Below are 19,597 nucleotides of genomic sequence, written 5' to 3'. Positions count from 1 at the left end.
CACGCGGGTGGCAATCCCCTCCCGCGCCTTCAGCCCTGCCGACGGCCTCGCCCGATCATGGCTTGGGGACGCAAGACATCCCGAAGCCGGTCCCGGCCAGCCCTGATCAGCCAGCCATGGCGGCTTCGACCGCGGCGATGGCCTCGCCGGCCTTGTCGCCGTCGGGGCCGCCGGCCTGCGCCATGTCCGGCCGCCCACCGCCGCCCTTGCCGCCGATCGCGGCGCTCGCGGCGCGTACCAGCGTGACCGCATCGAAACGACCGACGAGATCAGCCGTCACACCGACGACGACGGAGGCCTTGCCGTCCGCCACGGCGACGAGAGCGACGACGCCTGATCCGATCTGCGCCTTGGTCTCGTCGACGAGGCCCTTGAGCTCCTTGGCCGGCACGCCCTCCAGCACGCGGCCGACGAAGGCGACGCCCGCGACCTCTTTCGGCGCCGCGCTGGCGGAGGCGCCGCCACCGTCGCCGACAAGGGCAAGCTTCTTGCGCGCTTCGGCGAGTTCACGCTCCAGCCGGCGGCGCTCCTCGACGACCGCGTCCAGCCGGTCGGCGGCCTCGGCCTGCGAGACCTTCAACGCCGCAGCCATGCGGCGGACGCGGCGATCCTGCTCCAGAAGATGCGCGCGCGCCGCATCGCCAGTCAGAGCCTCGATGCGCCGGACACCGGCGGCAACGCCCGCCTCCGCGACAACGTGCACGAGACCGATATCGCCGGTCGCCCGCACATGCGTGCCACCGCAAAGCTCGACCGAATAGGCCTTGCCTGCCTTCTCGCCCTCCTGCGCGACGCCCATCGAGACGACCCGCACCTCGTCGCCGTATTTCTCGCCGAACAGCGCCATGGCACCGGACTCGATCGCGTCGTCCACGGCCATCAGCCGCGTCTCGACCGGGGCGTTCTGGATGATGATCGTGTTCGCCAGACGCTCCACCTCGGCAATCTCGTCCGCTTCGATGGGCTTGGGATGGGAAAAGTCGAAACGCAGCCGCTCCGGCGCGACCATCGAGCCCTTCTGCGCCACATGGCTGCCGAGCACCTCGCGCAGCGCCTCGTGCAGAAGATGCGTCGCCGAGTGATTGGCGCGGATATGCGAACGGCGGCCATGATCGACCTCGAGGTCGAGTGGCGTGCCGACCTTGATGGAACCCGTTTTGACGCGCGCGCGATGAACGAAGAGACCTTCGGCGAACTTGCGCGTATCCGTCACGGCGATCTCGACGCCCTCGCCGCGCATCACTCCGGTGTCGCCGAGCTGACCGCCCGATTCGCCGTAGAACGGCGTCTGATTGACGACGAGGGAGATCTCGTCACCCTCGACGGCTTCGCTCACCTCGGCGCCGTCCTTGACCAGCGCCACGACGGCGCCCTCGGCCCGCTCGGTGTCGTAGCCGAGGAATTCCGTCGCCCCGACCCGCTCGCGGATCGCAAACCAGATGTTTTCCGACGCCGCCTCACCCGAGCCGGCCCAGCTCGCCCGTGCCTCGGCCTTCTGTCGCTCCATCGCGGTGTTGAATGTGTTCAGATCGACCTCGATCCCGCGCTGACGCAAAGCATCCTGGGTGAGATCCAGCGGAAAACCGTAGGTGTCATAGAGCTTGAACGCGGTCTCGCCGGACAGTCGCTCGCCCGAGCCCATGCCCTCCGTCGCCTCCGAGAGCAGAGTGAGGCCTCTGTCGAGGGTCTGCAGGAAGCGCTTCTCCTCGAGCTTGAGCGTCTCGGAGATCAGCGCTTCGGCCCGGCCGAGTTCGGGATAGGCGCGGCCCATCTCCGCGACCAGCGTCGGGACCAGCTTGAACAGCACCGGCTCCTGAGCGCCCAGCATGCGCGCATGGCGCATGGCCCGGCGCATGATCCGGCGCAGCACATAGCCGCGCCCTTCGTTCGAGGGCAGCACACCGTCGGCAATGAGAAATGACGTCGCCCGCAGATGATCGGCGATCACCCTGTGGCTCGCGACCTTCTCGCCCGTGGCCTGCGAGCCGATCGCCTGCTCGACGGCGGCAATCAGCGTGCGGAACAGATCCGTCTCGTAGTTCGAATGGACCCCTTGCATGATCGCGGCCATGCGTTCGAGGCCCATGCCGGTATCGATCGAGGGGCGCGGCAGATCGAGGCGAGTCGCCCCATCGACCTGATCGAACTGCATGAAGACGAGGTTCCAGAACTCCAGAAACCGATCGCCATCCTCGTCGGCGCTCCCGGGAGGGCCGCCCGCGACACTTTCGCCCTGGTCGAAAAAGATTTCAGAACATGGCCCGCAAGGGCCGGTCTCGCCCATGGTCCAGAAATTGTCGAAGGTCGGGATGCGGATGATTCGATCGTCGGTGAGACCCGCGATCTTCTTCCACAAGGTCGCAGCGTCCTCGTCTTCCGAAAAAACGGTAACGAGCAGCCGCTCCCTGGGCAGACCGAATTCCTTGGTCGTCAGGTTCCAGGCGAGTTCGATCGCCCGTTCCTTGAAATAATCACCGAAGGAGAAATTCCCGAGCATCTCGAAGAAGGTGTGATGGCGCGCCGTATAGCCGACATTGTCGAGATCATTGTGCTTGCCGCCGGCGCGCACGACCTTCTGCGCGGTCGTCGCGCGGCTGTAGGGGCGCTTTTCAAGGCCGGTGAAGACGTTCTTGAACTGCACCATCCCCGCATTGGTGAACATCAAGGTCGGGTCGTTGCGCGGCACGAGCGGAGACGATGGAACCCGCTCGTGCCCGTTCTTCTCGAAATAATCGAGAAAAGCCGACCGGATTTCATTGACGCCACTCATGAGCGAGACCTTCGAGACATTGCGGAAAGAATGTGCCGGCCTGCCTCTTCTCTTTCAGAAGACCGGCGAACCGTCGCGCCTTTTACAAAGGCGAGCCGAGCCTGTCCATCGGCTGCGCGAACGCCGCGAAGCTCCGGTTCAAACGCTTAGTGCTGCAAGGATCTGATCCACGCCACAGCCGCATCGCGCCTCGAAGATCGACGCGATCAGTCGTCGGCACCATCATCTTCGCGGCCATCGTCGAGAAGCTGCTCGGCGAGCAGGCCGGCATTCTGGCGGATCGACGTTTCGATCTCGTCGGCGACAGCCGGATTGTCGCGCAGGAAATTCTTGGCGTTTTCCCGCCCCTGGCCGAGCCGCTGGCTGTTGTAGGAGAACCAGGCGCCGGATTTCTCCACGATGCCGGACTTGACGCCGAGATCGACCAGTTCGCCCATCTTCGAGACGCCCTCGCCATACATGATGTCGAACTCGACCTGCTTGAAAGGCGGCGCCATCTTGTTCTTGACGACCTTCACCTTGGTCTGATTGCCGGTCACCTCGTCGCGATCCTTGATCGAACCGATCCGGCGGATGTCGAGACGAACCGAGGCATAGAACTTCAGGGCGTTGCCGCCGGTGGTCGTTTCAGGCGAGCCGAACATCACGCCGATCTTCATGCGGATCTGGTTGATGAAGATGACCATGCATTTCGATCGCGAGATCGAACCGGTCAATTTGCGCAGGGCCTGACTCATCAGCCGCGCCTGCATGCCGGGCAGCGAGTCGCCCATCTCGCCCTCGATCTCGGCACGCGGCGTCAGCGCCGCCACCGAATCGACCACCAGCACGTCGATCGCGCCCGAGCGCACCAGCGTGTCGGTGATTTCGAGTGCCTGCTCGCCGGTATCAGGCTGAGAGATCAGGAGATTTTCGAGATCGACCCCGAGCTTGCGCGCATAGACCGGATCGAGCGCGTGTTCGGCATCGACGAAGGCGCAGATGCCGCCCTTTTTCTGAGCTTCGGCAATGGTGTGCAGGGCGAGCGTCGTCTTACCCGAGCTTTCGGGACCGAAAACCTCGATCACCCGGCCCTTCGGCAGACCGCCGATGCCAAGAGCGATATCGAGCCCCAGCGAGCCCGTCGAAACGGTTTCGACTTCAACGATTTTCTCGTTGGCGCCGAGCCGCATGATCGAGCCCTTGCCGAAGGCGCGTTCGATCTGCGACAGAGCCGCGTCGAGGGCCTTGTTCTTATCCAATGAATTATCCTCGACAAGACGGAGACTGTTTTGTGCCATGGTGAAAGGACCTTATTTCACGCGTCAATGAGGGGTGCAACATCCGAAATCCGCATCCACATGTACTCTTTTTGTTCTAAGCCTGCAAGCGCATGATCGCGTTTTGTTCCATATTTCGAATCGGATCCGAGCACCGAGATTGATGAACAAGTGATGAAAACCACCCCGAAGGCCTCGGCCACGGCCAAACTCTTGCTCGTCGGCGCTGCGCATATGGACCGCCGGGCGAAGGCGGCGAGCCCCTTCCATCCGAAGGCGTCGAACCCCGGCGTCCTCGTCGAGTCGCCCGGTGGCGCGCTGTTCAACGCCGCGACGGCCCTGCGCGCGCTCGGCTGTCATGTGGGTTTTCTCGGCGCCCGCGGCGGCGATGACGACGGCAGGCGAATCGCTTCTGCCATTGCAGACCTTGCGGTCGAGGATCTGAGCGTCACTTTTCTCGACCGGGCAACGTCGACCTATACGGCGATCATCGACGACCATGGCGAGCTCGTCGCCGGCATCGCCGACATGGCGCTCTACGATCGGCTTGGGCCGAAGCTCCTGCAGCGCCGCAGCGTGCGCGACGCCATGGCCAAGTCGGACGCGCTGATCATCGATGCCAATCTGCCTGGCGAGATGATCGTCGGCGCCGTGGAAGCCGCCAGCAAGCGGCCGGTCGCTGCGATCGGTGTCTCGCCCGCGAAGGTTCGCCGGCTGGTTCCGGTTCTGCCGAGGCTTGCGGCGGTGTTCCTGTCGCGCGCCGAGGCCGCCGCGCTGGCCGAAGTGACGGCCGCGACGAATCTGCGGCTGATCGCCAGCCTGATCGGTGAACAGGGCGTGCGCCGCGCGGTCATCAGCGACGGAGCGCTCGAGGCGGCAATCCTCGTCGGCAAGGATCTGATCTTCCAGCGGCCTCCCGCCGTCAGGCCTCTCGATGTGACCGGCGCCGGCGATACGCTGGCCGCCATCGCCTTCGCCGCCCATCTGCGCGGCGCGCCCTTCGTCGAATGTGCAAGACGCGGCATCGTCGCGGCATCGCTGCGCATATCCGACCCCGACTTTCCCCCGCGCGACCTTGCCGGCGACATCGATCGCCTGCTCCCGCAGCTTTCTGAGCCTCTGACGGACCCATCGAGACCATGACCACCCTTGATCGCCATCTCGCCTTTTCGCCCCGCATCCTTTCCGCACGAGCCGCCGGCAAACCACTCGTCGCGCTGGAATCGACCATCGTGACGCATGGCATGCCCTACCCCGACAATCTGGAGACGGCGCTGGCCGTCGAGGCATCGGTGCGAAAGAGCGGCGCGGAGCCCGCGACCATCGCGGTGATCGACGGTGTCGTTCGCGTGGGTCTCGACGAAAGCGAACTCACCGGCCTCGCCAAGGCCGAGGGCGTGATGAAGCTGTCGCGGGCAGACCTAGCCTATGCCGTCGCCTCGGGTTGCACGGGTTCGACCACCGTCGCGGCGACGATGATCGCGGCAAAAGCCGCCGGCATCGCGGTCTTCGCGACGGGCGGCATCGGCGGCGTCCACCGAGGCGGGGAGACGAGCCTCGACGTCTCCGCCGATCTGGAGGAACTCGCGCGGACCGATGTCATCGTCGTTTCGGCCGGGGCCAAGGCCATTCTGGATATCGGGCGGACGCTGGAATATCTGGAGACGAAGGGCGTGCCGGTCGCTGCCTACAGGAGCGACGATCTGCCGGCCTTCTGGTCTCGCGAATCGGGTTTTCCGGCCCCACTTCGGCTCGACAGCGCGGAGGCTGTCGCGAAGTTTCAACGAACCCGCGAGGCGCTGGGCATCGTCGGCGGCATGCTGATCGCCAATCCGCTCGCGAGCGAAGACGCCATTGCCCGCGAGACGGTCGAGGGGTGGATTGAACAGGCGCTGGAAGATGCGGCGCGAAAGGCCATTACCGGCAAGGCCGTGACGCCCTTCCTCCTTGGCCGGATCGTCGAACTGAGCGGTGGCCGCTCTCTTGAGGCGAACATCGCTCTCATCAAGGCGAATGCAAGACTGGCCGGTGAGATCGCCGTGGCGCTCGAAGCGGCCTGAGGGCCGATGCCTTTCGGTGAGAGCCGGTCCGGCGCTCACCGAAGAGACCATGCGCTTCGACGACGACGCTCGACAAAGCGATCGCGCGTTTCGGGTGAATTCACCTCTGCCCCAAAGGCTCCGGCGCACAAGCTGCGCGCCGGCCGTCTTGTCTGCCGGCCCGTTTCTGCCGGAATTGTGCCGGATCAGTCTTCGTTCAGCATGGTCTTGACCGCGACGGCCAGCTCCTTGAGCGAGAAGGGCTTGGCGAGGAAGCCGAATTTCTCGCCCTCCGGCATGTTCTTGGCGAAGGCCTCCTCCGCATAGCCGGAGACGAAAATGAACTTCAGATCCGGCCGCGTCTTGCGCATTTCGCGCAGCAATGTCGGCCCGTCCATTTCCGGCATGACGACGTCGGAGACGACGAGATCGATCTTGCCGTCGAGTTCCTCCAGAACCTCGAGGGCCTCGACCCCGGAGGCCGCCTCCTGCACGTCGTAGCCGCGCATCTTCAGCGCCCGGACGTTGCCGGCCCTGACATGATCCTCGTCCTCGACGAGAAGGATCGTCTCCGTCCCCGAAAGATCCATCTTGGCGCCGCTGACGACGGCCGCAGTGGAATCCGAGCTGACCCCAAGGGTCTCCGTCGGCACGAAACGCGGCAGGAAGATGCGGAACGTCGTCCCCTTGCCTTGCGTCGAATCAACGAAGATGTAGCCGTTGGACTGCTTGATGATGCCGTAGACCATCGACAGACCGAGCCCGGTGCCCTTGCCGATCTCCTTGGTCGTGAAGAACGGCTCGAATATCCGCTCGGCCACCTCCGCCGGCATGCCGGTACCGGTATCCGTCACCTCGACGAGGACATAGTCGCCGTCGGTGAGCTCGGAATAGCCGAACCCGCTTGCCTCGCTGGCCGGCACGTTGCGTGTGGTGATCGAGATCTTGCCGCCGCTCGGCATCGCGTCGCGGGCGTTCTGGACGAGATTGGTGATCACCTGCTCGAACTGGCCGATATCGGCCATCACCGGCCACAGATCGCGGGCGTGGTGGCGCTCCAGCGCCGCATGGTCGCCGCTGACCCGCTTGAGAAGCAGGTGCATGTCGGCAACGACGTCCGTCAGATTGAGCATTTTCGGCCGCATCGTCTGGCGGCGCGAATAGGCCAGCAGCTGGCGCACGAGCGAGGCGGCACGGTTGGCGCTCTGCTTGATCAGGAGCAGGTCCTGGAAGGAGGGGTCGCCGGTGCGGTGGTTGAGCAGCAGGAAATCGACCGAGGCGGTGATGATCGTCAGAACGTTGTTGAAGTCGTGGGCGATACCGCCGGCGAGATTGCCGATCGCCTGCATCCTCTGGCTCTGGGCGATCTGCTCCTCGAGCGCGCGCTGCTGGGTGATGTCCACCCCGTAGACGATCGCGCATTCATCGCTGTCGGCGCCGATCTTCGGAACGGCGCTGAGATAGAGCCGCACGGTGCGCGGGCCGTCACCGATCACCTCGGCATCGACGGGCAGGATGCCGGAGCGGCCGTCGCTCGCGTCAGACAGCGCCTTCCTGAACGCTTCGTGCCCCGATTCGCGAATGGCCATCTGGAAGCCGGTGGCCCCCTCCGCGGCCTCTGCGCCGAAGATCCGGCGGAAGACGGCGTTGAAACGCACGACGCGGCCGCCGGGATTGAGTGTGGCGATCGCCATGGGCGACGAGTTGAAGAACCGCGTGAACCGCGCTTCGGCAAGTTCGACCGGCGTCGCCGCCTCGTTGTCGCCGCTGCGATCGAGCACCAGCGTGCGAACCGTTCCCGGCGCAGCACTGTCGTCCTGAACCGGGCGGCGGAGCAGCCTGACCGGCAGGCTTTTGCCCGAGCCGGAAACGAGGTCGAGGTCATCGATGCTCTCGGCTTGCGCCTTCGAGCGCTCCACATAGACGGTCCGCGAGGCAGGAGCGAGGAATTCCAGGAACGAGCGCTCATAGGGTTTGACGTCGGACAGATCGAGGTCGAGCCACTCGGCGAGCGTCGCATTGAGATAGGCGATCCGGTGCTCGCCATCGGCGGCGAAGAAACCGGCGGGCGCCTTGTCGAGATAGTCGATCGCGTGCTGCAGGTCCTGAAACGAGCTTTCCTCATGCTTGCGGTCGGCGGTGATGTCGAGGATCTGCCAGGCCTGCATCTGGCCGCCGCGCGTGGCGAGAGGCCGCACCGAGACGCGGTACCAGCAGGGCGAATCCTTGTCCCTGCCCGACGGCGCGAGGCTGTGGGCGAGCCGGAATTCGCGCTGGCCCGAGCGCCCGTCGCGCGCGAGATTGGCGAGGTGATACACCGCTTCGGTCGCCTCGGCCTCGCGGGCGAGCATGCGTTCCAGGGTCCGCACCTCGCCGGCGCGCGCGGCGCCGGTCAGATCGCCATAGGCGCGATTGGCATAAACGACCTGCCCGCGCCGGTCGAGAATCAGCAAGCCGGTGCGCGCGCTGTCGAGATAGTCGCGCGCAATGCCGCCATCATTCGCCCGGCTCGAAAACCGCAGAACCCCCAGGGCGGCGGCAAAGATCGCTCCGATGCCGACGACCGAAAGAAAGCCGAACGTGGCGAGCAGCGCCATCTGACCGTAGCTGCGGCCGAACAAGGCGAGACTGGCGCCGGCGAGAATCAGGGCACCGCCGAGCAGCAGAAAGCGTCTCACGCCCGATGCGGCCGCCGTCCGGTCGATCAACGGTTTGTCAATCGTCCCCCGAGCCGCTCCGTTCATGACAATTCGCCTCTCTTTTGCTTGCGATTCGCTTCGATTGTGAAGGAAATCCCTACCGGAATCGAGCGCTTACGCCACCTTATTCGCCTCGGCCAGCTTGCCGCCCTAGAATCGGTAACATGCAATCCTTGTCCGAACTCACGGGTCCCTTAGCAGGGTGGTGAGCTGCGGGTAATTCTTCATTACGCCCTGGCCGACCGGGCTAAGGGCTTGCCGAGCTTGCGTTTATGCGGCACCGCTTTGTGAGAAAAGCGCCTGCCGAGCGGTTCCCTTGTAACGGAGTTTCCGAAACCATGCCGCAATGGATCGTCGATCTGTTCGGGGCGAGCCTCGCCCCCATTGTCTGGGTCGCATTCGTTGCGGCAATGGTCTGCCTTCTGGCAGTCGCGGTCATCCTGCTCGCCAAGCGACTGGTGGGCAGTGGCGCCGGCGTCGGGCCCAGGGCGAAGGCGCCGCGGCTTCAGGTGATCGACAGCGTGCGCGTCGACGACAAGAGAAAGCTGGTTCTTCTGCGCCGGGACGAGGTCGAGCATCTGGTTCTCGTCGGCGGCCAGACCGACATTCTCGTCGAGAGTTCGATCCTGCGGTTTCCCGCGACCAGACGACCGTCCACGGCGCCGGACGACGGGCGCGCCGATGTTCCGACCGTTTCGTCTTCGCCCAATCGCAGGGCGCAACAGGCACCGCAGGTGATGACCGCCGCACGGAACTGGGATGTGCGACCTGTCGCGGATGACGAGCCGGTTGAGCGTGAGCCGAAAGCCATGCCACGACCGGCCAACGAGGAGCGGCGCGAGCCAAGCTCTCCTACGGTCGCCCGCGGCGCGCCATCGCCCCGCGCCGAGCCTCGCCTGCCCGAACAATCAAAACTTCCGCCCGAGCCGGCAAATTCGGTCACACGGCGCATGGACCCGGCTCCCACGATCGAGCTTGCCGAAGACGAGGGGCGCGACCGGACTGCCCGAAGCGAGACCACGGCTGAGGCGAGGCAGGTGGCCGTGCCATCCGCCGATGCCGGCCGCAGAACCGGCGAGGCGCAGACGCTCAATCCCTCGACCCTCGCCTTCACGCGGGCAACACCGCGGCTGCCGCAAAGGACCGAACCGGAACTGGAGGCGCCGACCCCGGACGAGCGCCCGGCGAGCCCCCGTGCCCAGTCCGAGCCGGCGCCGCAAGCGCCCGTCCGGGCGCCAAATGCCGCGGCTTCGGGCAGTAACGGACAGAATGCGGGGTCACGGGCTTCCGCAGCATCGGTGGACGCACCCGTTGCACGGTCGAACCCGCCAGCAGATAGAGCCGGCCAGACGCAGAGCCTGTCGAAAGCAAGCGGCATGGATGCCGATTCCCGCGAAGAGCCGCGACCGCTCTCGGTGCGCAGTTTCGCCAGCGCCATCCAGGCCAGAAAATACGGCCGCGCCGACCGGCCAGACCCGGCCGTCGCGACGCCGGCAACACCGGTGCGGGAAAACCCGGCGACGGGCCGCTCGACTTCGCAGCCAGCGGCCCGCCGCGATGAGCCCGGCGCCGCCGTCGAGCAGAGCCTGGAAGACTTCCTGTCGGCCGAGCTGAACATGGAAATGCAGGAGGAGACGGCGCCCCCGCCCACAACCGCGAAGGCGCCTCCCCGTCCGGCCGCGGCCCCTGCGCCACAGAAGCCGTCCGGCGAAGCCGAGCGGAAACAGGGCGCCCCCAGCACCGATGGAAGGCAGGCCGAGAAGCCGGCATCGGACGCTGGACGCCCATCTTCCAGCGACGGCGCCGGTCGTGCGCAGGCGACAAATCGGCCGCCTGCTCCGGCGGCCAGAAATGGCGCGACACAAGCTGCGTCCAGGCCCGGAAAGCCGGCGGCTGCGCCGGCGCAGCCCCCAGTCCCGCCGCGCCAGCAGCCGCCTGCCGTCAATGCCAAGCCCGAACCTGAGAAAAAGCCCGCGCCGGAAAGGCAGCCGGCAACTCCTCCGGCAACGCCGGTTTCGCAGCAGGCCAGCGAACCCAAGGCGAATCCCGGAACAGCCCCTGCCCGCGCACCGGAAGCTGATGGACCGAGCCGGCAACCGGCCTTGTCCCCGGCGAACGACGTGGATCTCGAAGAAGAGATGAAACGGCTCCTCGGCGACATCGGCGCCGAGAAGGAGAAAGAGAAGGAAAAAGGCAAGGCATGATGCCTCGCGCCGAGGGACGTAACGCGGGCACCGGCAAGCCAATTTGGCCATACCTCTCGGTCGACACCGACTTATCAGCGGCCCCTTGAGGTCGCCGGGAGGGCAGTTTCCGCGTTCACGACTTTCTTCTGATCGCCCTTCCCTCAGACACTTCCGCAGGCAGCACCAAAAAAAACAGAACGGCCGCGAGAGGGCATCTCTCGCGGCCGTTTTCAGTCAGATCATCGCTTCCCGCGTCTCGTCAGCTGCAACGGGCTTCGCCGCGCCATCAGTCCGGCCAGGCTGCCCGCCGACGAGTGCGCCTACTGGAGATACTTCATCGGATCGACCGGGGTCGAATTCTTGCGAACCTCGAAATGCAGGACCGGAACGTCCGTGTCGCCGCTCATGCCGGACTGGGCGATGACCTCGCCGCGCCTCACGGTCTCGCCCTTCTTCACCTTCAGCGACTCGGCGTGGCCGTAAACGGTGATGAGACCGTTGTCGTGCTTGACCAGAACCGTGTTGCCGAATTCCTTCAGGCCGTCGCCGGCATAGATGACGACGCCGTTCTCGGCGGCCTTGACCGGCGTGCCGCGCGGCACCGAGATGTTGACGCCATCATTGCGGCGACCGTCGACCTTCTCGCCATAGCGGTTGACCACGCGGCCCTGCACGGGCCAGCGGAACTGGTCGATGCCGGTGGAATTCGGGGCGCGCGCTGCGCTGTCGCGCTCCGCTTCCCTGCTGACCGAACCGGTCTTGGTCGTATCGACGCTCGGAGCGGGCGCGGCGATCCGCCCGCCCCTCGCGGCAGCCTCGCTCTGCGTCTCGGCCGGGGCCGTGTCACGCGATGCAACGACGGTGGATGGCGCGGCGGTCTTTTCGGCCGGCTTGGGCTGCGCGGAGGCAACTTCGCTCTGGGTCCTGGCCGGGATCTTGCCGCCAGCCGGGATCATCAGCGTCTGGCCGAGCCGGATCGTGTCGGAATCCAGATTGTTGGCCTGCCGGATCGCATCGGCGGTGACGCCCGTCTTGCGAGCGATGCCGAGAAGCGTGTCCCCGGACGAGACGGTCACGGTGCCGGCAGCCGACCGGGATTGCGCCGGACGAGCGCCCGTCGTGCCGCGGCTATCGTTCATGGGCCGGGACCTGGGCGTCACAAGATTGGACGCCTGGGTCTGCAATGTGGTCGGCGGAGCGCCGCGCGTTGCGGGCAACTGCGTATTCGAAGCCACACCGCGAGGTGCCGGAGCCATCTGGTTCGTCTCGTCGTAGCGGGCCGGCGTCTGCCTGGTCATCGCAACGCTCGTTTCGCTTCGGACGGGCGCAGAACTGCTGCGATAGCTCGGCTCGGGCGGAGGCGGCAGCTGGCTGCGCTGCATGGTCTGGCCGGACGCCGGGTAGCCGGACTGGGGCGGGCTGGAGACATAGCCGCCTCCGGCCGGCGCGATCGCACCGGTCATCGTGCCGTCGACGGCACCGGGATAGGCCTGCGCGGTCGGCGCCTGCTGGACCGGTGGGGTCTGTGGAACCGCACCCGTGTAGAAGCCGTCGTCAAATCGAACGACATCACCACTGCAGCCGGCGAAAAGGCCAGCCACCGAGAGTGCGGCGACGGAGGCGAACATGCGTCGGCGTGAACGACTTAACACTGGTAAGCGCATCACAGTCCCTTTGAAGGCAGTGGATTCTTCATAGGTCATTGAAGCGTGTTAATCTTACCGCCCGGTTAAGTCTGCCGGTCGAAAGGCAAATTTTCCCGATCAGAGAGGCCCGAGAGGGCCAAGCGTCACAAGACGTCGGCCTTGCCGAAGGCGATCGCCTGATAGCGCACGGGGCCGAGATCCTCGCGTTCGAAGCGCGTTCCCACCTTGCGCAGCCGTACCAGCACCTGCTCGCCGTCCCCCGGGCCGATGGCACAGATCAGCGAGGCGTGCGGCGACAGTTGTTCGAGGAACTGCTTGGGCGGAGCCGGGAAGGCGCTGTGGACGATGATCCTGTGATAGGGACTGCCGCTGGCAAATCCCTCGCGGCCATCCTCGAAGATCGGCGTCACATTGCTGATGCCGAGCTCGCGGAACCGCTGCGACGCCCCCTTCAGCAAACGCCGATAGCGCTCGAAAGTGGTGACGTGGCCGACGATGCGGGCCATCAGCGCGGTGACATAGCCGCTGCCGGTGCCGATCTCGAGAATCCGCTGCTCCGGCTCGGGCTCGAGCGCTGCGACGAGGCGCACGGCGAAGAGAGCACCCGGCATCGTCTCGCCGCAGGCGATCGGCGCGCTGCGGTTCTCGTAGGGATCGTCGATGCCGGCCGGCAGAAAGAGCCGCCGCGGCACCGTCTCGACCGCCTTGAAGAGCGCCGGCGGCATCCGCGGTTCGCCCCGCAGCCGGACGAGGAACTCGGCGAGTTTCTCGCGGTCGGGATCGACGGCCGTCATCTCAACGCTTCGGCGAGCTTGCCACGCAGGGCCTCGGCGGTGAGGTCGATCTGTAGCGGGGTGACCGAGATCATGCCGGCATTGAGGGCGGCGATATCGGATTCGGCGACTTCCGGACCGGCCTGGCGGCCGAACTTGAGCCAGAAATACGGAAAGCCCCGGCCGTCCTGGCGCTCCTCGATGCCGAGCGAATAGTCGAGCTTGCCCTGTCGGGTCACGGCGACACCGTTGACGCCGCCGGCTTCGACCGCCGGGAAGTTGACGTTGAGGAGATGGCCGGGCGGCAGGTCGAAGGCAGCGAGCTGCTCGATCACGCGGGGCGCATGGGTCTCCGCCGTCTTCCACAGCGCCTCGCGGTCGGTGCCGGGCGAAAACGCCTGGCTGAGCGCGATCGACCGGATGCCGAGCATCATGCCTTCCATGGCGCCAGCCACCGTTCCCGAATAGCTGACGTCCTCGCAGATGTTCTGGCCGGCATTGATCCCGGACAGGACCAGATCCGGCAGCCCGTCCATGATCTTGCGCGCCGCCATGATGACGCAGTCCGTCGGCGTGCCGCGCACGGCGTAGCGCTTCTCGCCAAGCTTGCGCAGCCTGAGCGGCGAAGACAGCGTCAGCGAATGCGACAGACCGCTCTGGTCGGTCTCGGGCGCCACCGTCCAGACATCGTCGGACATGGCCTGGGCGACCCGCTCGAGCACGGCGAGGCCCTCGGCATTGATGCCGTCGTCATTGGTGATCAGAATGCGCATCGCTCAGGCCGCCGTGATGGTTTCGAGGCCGCCCATATAGGGCCGCAGCACCTCGGGCACCGTGATCGAACCGTCGGCGTTCTGATAGTTCTCCATCACCGCGATCAATGCGCGGCCGAGCGCGACGCCCGAACCGTTCAGCGTGTGAACGAAACGCTGGGCCTTTTCGCCGGCGACCTTGTAGCGGGCGTTCATCCGCCGGGCCTGAAAATCGCCGCAGACCGAGCAGCTGGAAATCTCGCGATAGGTTCCCTGCCCCGGCAGCCAGACCTCGATGTCGTAGGTCTTGCGCGCGCCAAAGCCCATGTCGCCGGTGCACAGCGTGACGACGCGGTAGGCGAGGCCGAGACGTTTCAGGACTTCCTCGGCGCAGGCGGTCATCCGCTCGTGTTCGGCGATGGACGAATCCGCGTCGGTGATCGAGACCAGCTCGACCTTGTAGAACTGGTGCTGGCGCAGCATGCCGCGCTGGTCGCGGCCTGCCGCCCCCGCCTCGGAGCGGAAGCACGGTGTCAGCGCCGTCACCCGGATCGGCAGCTCGGCGGCGTCCAGCGTGCGCTCGCGCACGAGATTGGTCAGCGGCACCTCGGCGGTCGGGATCATCCACCGGCCCTCGGTCGTCTGGAACAGATCCTCGGCAAATTTCGGCAGCTGGTTGGTGCCAAACAGCGCCTCGTCGCGGACGAGCAGCGGAACCGCGGTTTCCTCATAGCCATGTTCGCCGGTGTGCAGGTCGAGCATGAACTGGCCGAGCGCCCGTTCCAGCCGCGCCAGTGGGCCCTTGAGGATGGTGAAGCGGGCGCCGGAGATCTTCGCCGCCTGTTCGAACTCCATCATGCCGAGGGCTTCGCCGAGTTCGAAATGCTCCTTGGCGGAGTTCAGCCGCGGCCGCTCGCCGACCTTGCGGATCTCGACATTGTCGGCCTCGTCGGCGCCGGTCGGCACATCGTCGAGCGGCACGTTCGGGATGCGGGCGAGCACGTCCTGAAGATCGGCGTCGATGCGGCGCTCGGTCTCCTCGCCGTCCTGGATCTCGGCCTTGATCTTGCCGACTTCCTCGATCAGCGCCTCGGCCTGTTCGTTATCGCCGGAGCCCTTGGCCTTGCCGATCGCCTTCGAAGCGTCGTTGCGGCGGTTCTGGAGGTCCTGAAGGATCTTCAGGTGATCGCGCCGCCGTTCGTCGAGCTTGATGATGTCCATCGCAGCCGGCGGAGCGCCGCGCTTTTCGAGCGCTTCATCCAGCTTCGCCGGATTGTCCCTGATCCACTTGATATCGAGCATGTTTCCCTCGTCGTGGGCGGCGAGGGAGAAGGACCGGCACGCCCGGCTCAGGCCGGCGTCTCGGCCTCGCGTTCGGCGGTCTCTTCCGCCTTCTTCTTTTCGATCATCCGCGCCGCCAGAATGGAAATCTCGTAGAGAATGATCGTCGGCAGGGCAAGGCCGATCTGGGACAAGGGGTCGGGCGGCGTCAGGATCGCGGCCGCGACGAAGGCGAGCACGATCGCATATTTGCGCTTGCTGGCGAGACCCTTCGAGGATGTCAGGCCGGCCCGGACCAGAAGCGTCGCGACGACCGGCAGCTGAAAGACCAGTCCGAACGCGAAGATCAGGGTCATGATGAGCGAAAGATACTCCGACACCTTCGGCAGAAGTTCGATGCTCGCCTCACCGCCGGCGCCCGATTGCTGCATCGACAGGAAGAACCACATCACCATCGGCGTGAAGAAGTAGTAGACCAGCGCCGCGCCGAGAAAGAACAGGAGGGGCGTCGCCACGAGATAGGGCAGGAAAGCGCTGCGCTCGTTGCGATAAAGGCCCGGAGCCACGAACCGGTAGATCTGCGTCGCGATCACCGGGAAGGCGAGAAAGAACCCGCCAAAGGCCGCGATCTTCACCTGGGTGAAGAAGAACTCCTGCGGCGCGGTGTAGATGAGCCGCACCTGGTCGCCGTCCATGCCGGCCCAATAGGTCGCCGTCTGGTAGGGAACGACGAGGAAATTGAAGATCGGCTTGGCGAAATAAAAGCAGATCAGAAAGGCGATGAAAAAGCCGACGATCGACCAGATCAGCCGCTTTCTCAGTTCGATGAGGTGATCGATCAACGGCGCGGAGGACGATTCGATCTCGCTGTCGTCGCGTTTGCTCACGCCACGTCCCTCGCCTTGCCGGTCGTCTCGCGGTCAGCGTCTTTGCTGTCGGATTTCACGGATTTCGCGTCGGTTTCCGGCGATGGGCTCGCCTTTGCGCCGTCGCCGGCCTCCGCAACTCCCATCTCGGCGTGGCCGGTCTTGACCGGCTCGCCCTCGGGCTTCGGCGTATCCGACGGGCTCGGCACCCTTGGTTCGGGCGCTGCCGTGGCGCTGTTCAGCGACGAGCGGATATCGTCGCCGATCGCCTTCATCGGGTTCATGGCCTCGCGGATGGAACGGCGCGGGTCGAGCGAACGCACGTCGTCGATTCCCTTGCGCACGTCGTCGAGCTCGGCCTCCTTGAGGGCCTCGTCGAACTGCCTGCGAAAATCGCCGGCCATCCCGCGCAACTGCCGCGAGACGCGGCCGAAGGTGCGCAACATGCCCGGCAGATCCTTGGGGCCGACGACGACCACGAGGACCACCGCAATCACCAGAAGTTCGGACCAGCCGAGATCGAACAGCACAACTCAACTGCCTAGAAGCGTCGCGTCGCCCACAGCGTCACGACTTGGAGAAAACAAAGGCCGGCGCCTCAGGCGCCGACACAAACCGGCATGGACGCGATCGGGACGCGAGCGTCCGATCAGCCCACCGACTTTTCGGTGTTGACATCGCGGCTGACGACATCGCCCTCGCGGCTGTCGAGCGTGCGGCGCTCGGCGGGCTTTGCCTCCGTCTCGTCGTCGGACATGCCCTTCTTGAAGCTCTTGATGCCCTTGGCGACATCACCCATCAGCTCGGGGATCTTGCCACGACCGAAAAGGAGCAGCACAACGGCCAGAACGATGAGCCAGTGCCAAATGCTGAAGCTACCCATAACCTTACTCTCCCTCGAGCGTGTTGATCGCTGTCTATCGTAGCTAGCGATCCGCGGGTGTCTTTTCAAACACGATAACGTCCTGCGGATCAATCGAAACGACGACGTCCCGTTGATTTTCCGGCACGAGGCCGGCTCGCATCCTGGAGCGCAGCGGCATGTCGAGCCCTTCGACGGCGACCGTCATCAGATCGACGCCGCCGAGAAAACGCCGCGCGACGATGCGGCCGGAAACCCCGGCCTCGCGCTCGTTGAGCCTCAAGCCCGTGAGCCTGAGGGCGACCGTCACTTCGCTACCGTCCGATGATGGCGAATCCGCGACCGGGCCGAGCGCGGTGACGACGCGCCCTGCCCGCACCACGCCTTCGACGATGTTGAGTTCGGAAAAGAAGCCCGCGGCGAAAAGATTGACGGGCCGGCCATAGAGTTCGGCGGCCGTCCCGACCTGGACGAGCTCGCCATCCTTGATGAGAGCAATGCGATCGGCGAGCCGCATCGCCTCCTCCGCATCATGGGTGACAACGATCGCGGTCGCATGGGCCTCGCGCAGGATCTGCAGCGTGTCGGTGCGCACCACGTCCTTCAGGCGGCTGTCGAGGCCGGAGAAGGGCTCGTCCATCAGGAGAACCGACGGACGCGGCGTCAAAGCGCGCGCCAGTGCGATGCGTTGCTGCTCGCCGCCCGACAGCATGTGCGGGTAGTCCTGCGCGGCCTCTTGAAGGTTGACCCGCGCCAGCGCGGCCATCGCCTCCCGTTTGGCCGCCCCGCTGCCGAGCTGTTTCAGGCCGAAGCGCACATTGTCGAGGATGGTCATGTGCGGAAACAGCGCGAAGTCCTGGAACATCAGGCCGACGCCCCGCTTCTCCGGCGTGATGAACGTCCCCGGACCGGAGATCTCGCGTCCATTGAGGAGCAGCCGCCCCGCCGTCTGCCGTTCGATGCCGGCGGCGATCTTGAGCATCGTCGTCTTGCCCGAGCCGGAGGGCCCGAGAAGGCAGAGGATCTCGCCCGGCTGGGCGGCAAGGGTGATGCCTTTCAGGATCTCCGTCGAGCCGACGCGGTAATGAATGGTCTCAAAGGCGAGGCTCGCGGCGAAGCTGACACCGGCGCTGGTGCGCTCCCGTGCCGTCTCGCCGGCTCTCGCCGCTGATGAGGGTTCTGCGCGCACACTACGCCTGATGGCTTTGGCTATGCCGGATCGAGAAAAGACAAGCGCGATCCGCCACCGCTTCGAAACACAGGATGGTCAGCCACCGCCGGTACGGTTTCCTGGATGGCGACCAGCCCTCTCGCCCGGTTGCCTAGCCTCTCGCAGAGACCGGCGCAACTACCGGATCGCGCGTCAGCCGACTCGCGACATCAAGTCGGCATATTCGGACCGCAGCGTCTCGAGCGCCGCCGTCTCGGCGCCTTGCGCGATGACCGCCTCACATGCCTTCGCCCGGCGCTCGGCATCGCCGGAAAGCGGCTGCGCGGCGCTGGCGATCCGGCGCATCTCGTCCATGTCGCCATTGCAATGAAGGACGAGGTCGCAGCCGGCCATCAGCGCGGCCACCGAAAGATCGTAGAGATCGCCCGACAACGCCTTCATCGACATGTCGTCGCTCATCAGGAGCCCGTCGAAACCGATTTCCATGCGAATGACGGAATCGATGACGATCGGCGACAGCGTCGCGGGATGGACGGGATCGATGTCCGTATAAAGGATATGCGCCGTCATCGCGGCTGGAAGGGTTCTCAGTGCCCGGAACGGCGCAAAGTCCGATTTCGCGAGTTCCGCCCGGCTCGTGTCGACCCGTGGCAGGGCAAGGTGGCTGTCGGCGTTGCCGCGGCCGTGGCCCGGCACGTGCTTCATCACCGGCAGGACGCCGCCGGCCATCGCCCCGTCGGCGACCGCCCGGCCGAGCGTCGCCACCGTGTCGGGATTGGTGCCATAGGCCCGGTCGCCGATCACCGAATGGGCTCCGGCGACCGGAACGTCGAGACATGGCACGCAGTCGGCATTGATCCCGTAGGCCATGACGTCGGCAGCCAAAAGCCTGCCCTGCAGCCAGGCGGCGCGTTCGCCCGCCTTCGGATCGGCCGCAAAGAGAGCGCCGATCGCCGCCGGCGTCGGATAGGCGGGCGCGAGCGGCGGGCGCAAGCGGGCGATTCGTCCGCCCTCCTGGTCGATGAAGATCGGCGTCGTCTCCCGGCTGCCGACATCCTTCAGCGATGCGACGAGGTCGGCGAGCTGTCCCGGCGATTCGATGTTGCGGGCGAAGAGAATGAAGCCCCAGGGCCGCTCGCCCTCGAAGAAGCGGCGCTCTTCACCGGACAGCGTAAGGCCGGCGGGCGCGGCGATGAAGGCTTTCGAACCGGTCATCCTCGGTCTCGTCTCCAGGAATGGTGAGGAAGCGGCCGACGAATTCCCGTCGTCGGCCGCTTCGCGATGTCTCGATCG

The 19,597-nt window shown here is 65.7% G+C and carries 15 protein-coding genes; 3 read left to right on the top strand and 12 right to left on the bottom strand.

The genetic code is table 11. The annotated features are described in order from the left end of the window. Nucleotides 1–106: 106 nt before the first annotated feature. Nucleotides 107–2,770: an alanine--tRNA ligase gene (gene alaS, locus J6595_RS06795; protein WP_209593691.1), complete on the bottom strand. Its 2,664-nt coding sequence runs from the start codon at nt 2,768–2,770 to the stop codon at nt 107–109. A gap of 206 nt (nt 2,771–2,976) precedes the next feature. Further along, nucleotides 2,977–4,050: a recombinase RecA gene (gene recA, locus J6595_RS06790; RefSeq protein ID WP_209593690.1), complete on the bottom strand. Its 1,074-nt coding sequence runs from the start codon at nt 4,048–4,050 to the stop codon at nt 2,977–2,979. Nucleotides 4,051–4,203: 153 nt separating this feature from the next. Between recA and J6595_RS06785 the strand changes: the two genes are divergently transcribed. Together J6595_RS06785 and J6595_RS06780 are read left to right on the top strand one after the other, a co-directional pair. After that, entirely contained in the window at nt 4,204–5,172 is a 969-nt protein-coding gene (locus J6595_RS06785; protein WP_209593689.1) for a PfkB family carbohydrate kinase, read from the top strand. Beyond that, on the top strand, nt 5,169–6,089 hold the full coding sequence (locus tag J6595_RS06780) for a pseudouridine-5'-phosphate glycosidase (protein WP_209593688.1): 921 nt from the start codon (nt 5,169–5,171) through the stop codon (nt 6,087–6,089). Before J6595_RS06785 ends, J6595_RS06780 begins: the two co-directional genes overlap by 4 nt. A gap of 185 nt (nt 6,090–6,274) precedes the next feature. On the opposite strand, the gene cckA is transcribed toward J6595_RS06780, so the two are convergent. Further along, nucleotides 6,275–8,812 (bottom strand): cell cycle histidine kinase CckA, encoded by a 2,538-nt coding sequence (cckA, locus tag J6595_RS06775; protein WP_209593687.1) that lies wholly within the window; start codon nt 8,810–8,812, stop codon nt 6,275–6,277. 293 nt (nt 8,813–9,105) lie between these two features. On the opposite strand from cckA, the gene J6595_RS06770 reads away from it, so the two are divergent. Then, a complete protein-coding gene (locus tag J6595_RS06770; RefSeq protein WP_209593686.1) occupies nt 9,106–10,971 on the top strand; it encodes a flagellar biosynthetic protein FliO in 1,866 nt (621 codons plus the stop codon). Nucleotides 10,972–11,273: 302 nt separating this feature from the next. On the opposite strand, the gene J6595_RS06765 is transcribed toward J6595_RS06770, so the two are convergent. The 9 genes from J6595_RS06765 to nagZ all read right to left on the bottom strand — a co-directional run bounded on the left by J6595_RS06765 (nt 11,274) and on the right by nagZ (nt 19,519). Continuing rightward, nucleotides 11,274–12,581, bottom strand: coding sequence for a peptidoglycan DD-metalloendopeptidase family protein (locus J6595_RS06765; protein ID WP_245197662.1), 1,308 nt, complete (start codon nt 12,579–12,581; stop codon nt 11,274–11,276). A 161-nt stretch (nt 12,582–12,742) separates the two neighbouring features. Continuing rightward, nucleotides 12,743–13,393, bottom strand: coding sequence for a protein-L-isoaspartate(D-aspartate) O-methyltransferase (locus J6595_RS06760; RefSeq protein WP_209593684.1), 651 nt, complete (start codon nt 13,391–13,393; stop codon nt 12,743–12,745). Continuing rightward, a complete protein-coding gene (gene surE / locus J6595_RS06755) occupies nt 13,390–14,145 on the bottom strand; it encodes a 5'/3'-nucleotidase SurE (protein ID WP_209593683.1) in 756 nt (251 codons plus the stop codon). The genes J6595_RS06760 and surE overlap by 4 nt, the downstream gene beginning before the upstream one ends. A 3-nt stretch (nt 14,146–14,148) precedes the next feature. Further along, nucleotides 14,149–15,426, bottom strand: a complete 1,278-nt coding sequence (serS, locus tag J6595_RS06750; RefSeq protein ID WP_209593682.1) for a serine--tRNA ligase — start codon at nt 15,424–15,426, stop codon at nt 14,149–14,151. Nucleotides 15,427–15,473: 47 nt separating this feature from the next. Further along, nucleotides 15,474–16,292 carry a twin-arginine translocase subunit TatC gene (gene tatC / locus J6595_RS06745; RefSeq protein WP_209593681.1) on the bottom strand — a complete coding sequence of 273 codons (819 nt, stop codon included), beginning with the start codon at nt 16,290–16,292 and terminating at the stop codon, nt 15,474–15,476. Further along, complete coding sequence (gene tatB / locus J6595_RS06740; protein WP_342453110.1) at nt 16,289–16,801, bottom strand: Sec-independent protein translocase protein TatB; 513 nt, start codon at nt 16,799–16,801, stop codon at nt 16,289–16,291. Before tatB ends, tatC begins: the two co-directional genes overlap by 4 nt. Nucleotides 16,802–16,920: 119 nt before the next feature. After that, nucleotides 16,921–17,154 (bottom strand): twin-arginine translocase TatA/TatE family subunit, encoded by a 234-nt coding sequence (locus J6595_RS06735; RefSeq protein WP_209593680.1) that lies wholly within the window; start codon nt 17,152–17,154, stop codon nt 16,921–16,923. 43 nt (nt 17,155–17,197) lie between these two features. Beyond that, nucleotides 17,198–18,322 (bottom strand): ABC transporter ATP-binding protein, encoded by a 1,125-nt coding sequence (locus J6595_RS06730; RefSeq protein ID WP_209593679.1) that lies wholly within the window; start codon nt 18,320–18,322, stop codon nt 17,198–17,200. A gap of 174 nt (nt 18,323–18,496) precedes the next feature. Then, complete coding sequence (gene nagZ, locus J6595_RS06725) at nt 18,497–19,519, bottom strand: beta-N-acetylhexosaminidase (RefSeq protein WP_209593678.1); 1,023 nt, start codon at nt 19,517–19,519, stop codon at nt 18,497–18,499. Between the last annotated feature and the right edge of the window lie 78 nt (nt 19,520–19,597).

Origin of the sequence: Jiella mangrovi, assembly GCF_017815135.1 — a bacterium.
GTDB lineage: Bacteria > Pseudomonadota > Alphaproteobacteria > Rhizobiales > Rhizobiaceae > Jiella > Jiella mangrovi.
Note: the sequence above shows the minus strand (reverse complement) of the source record. Positions and strands in the feature narration are given on the sequence as shown.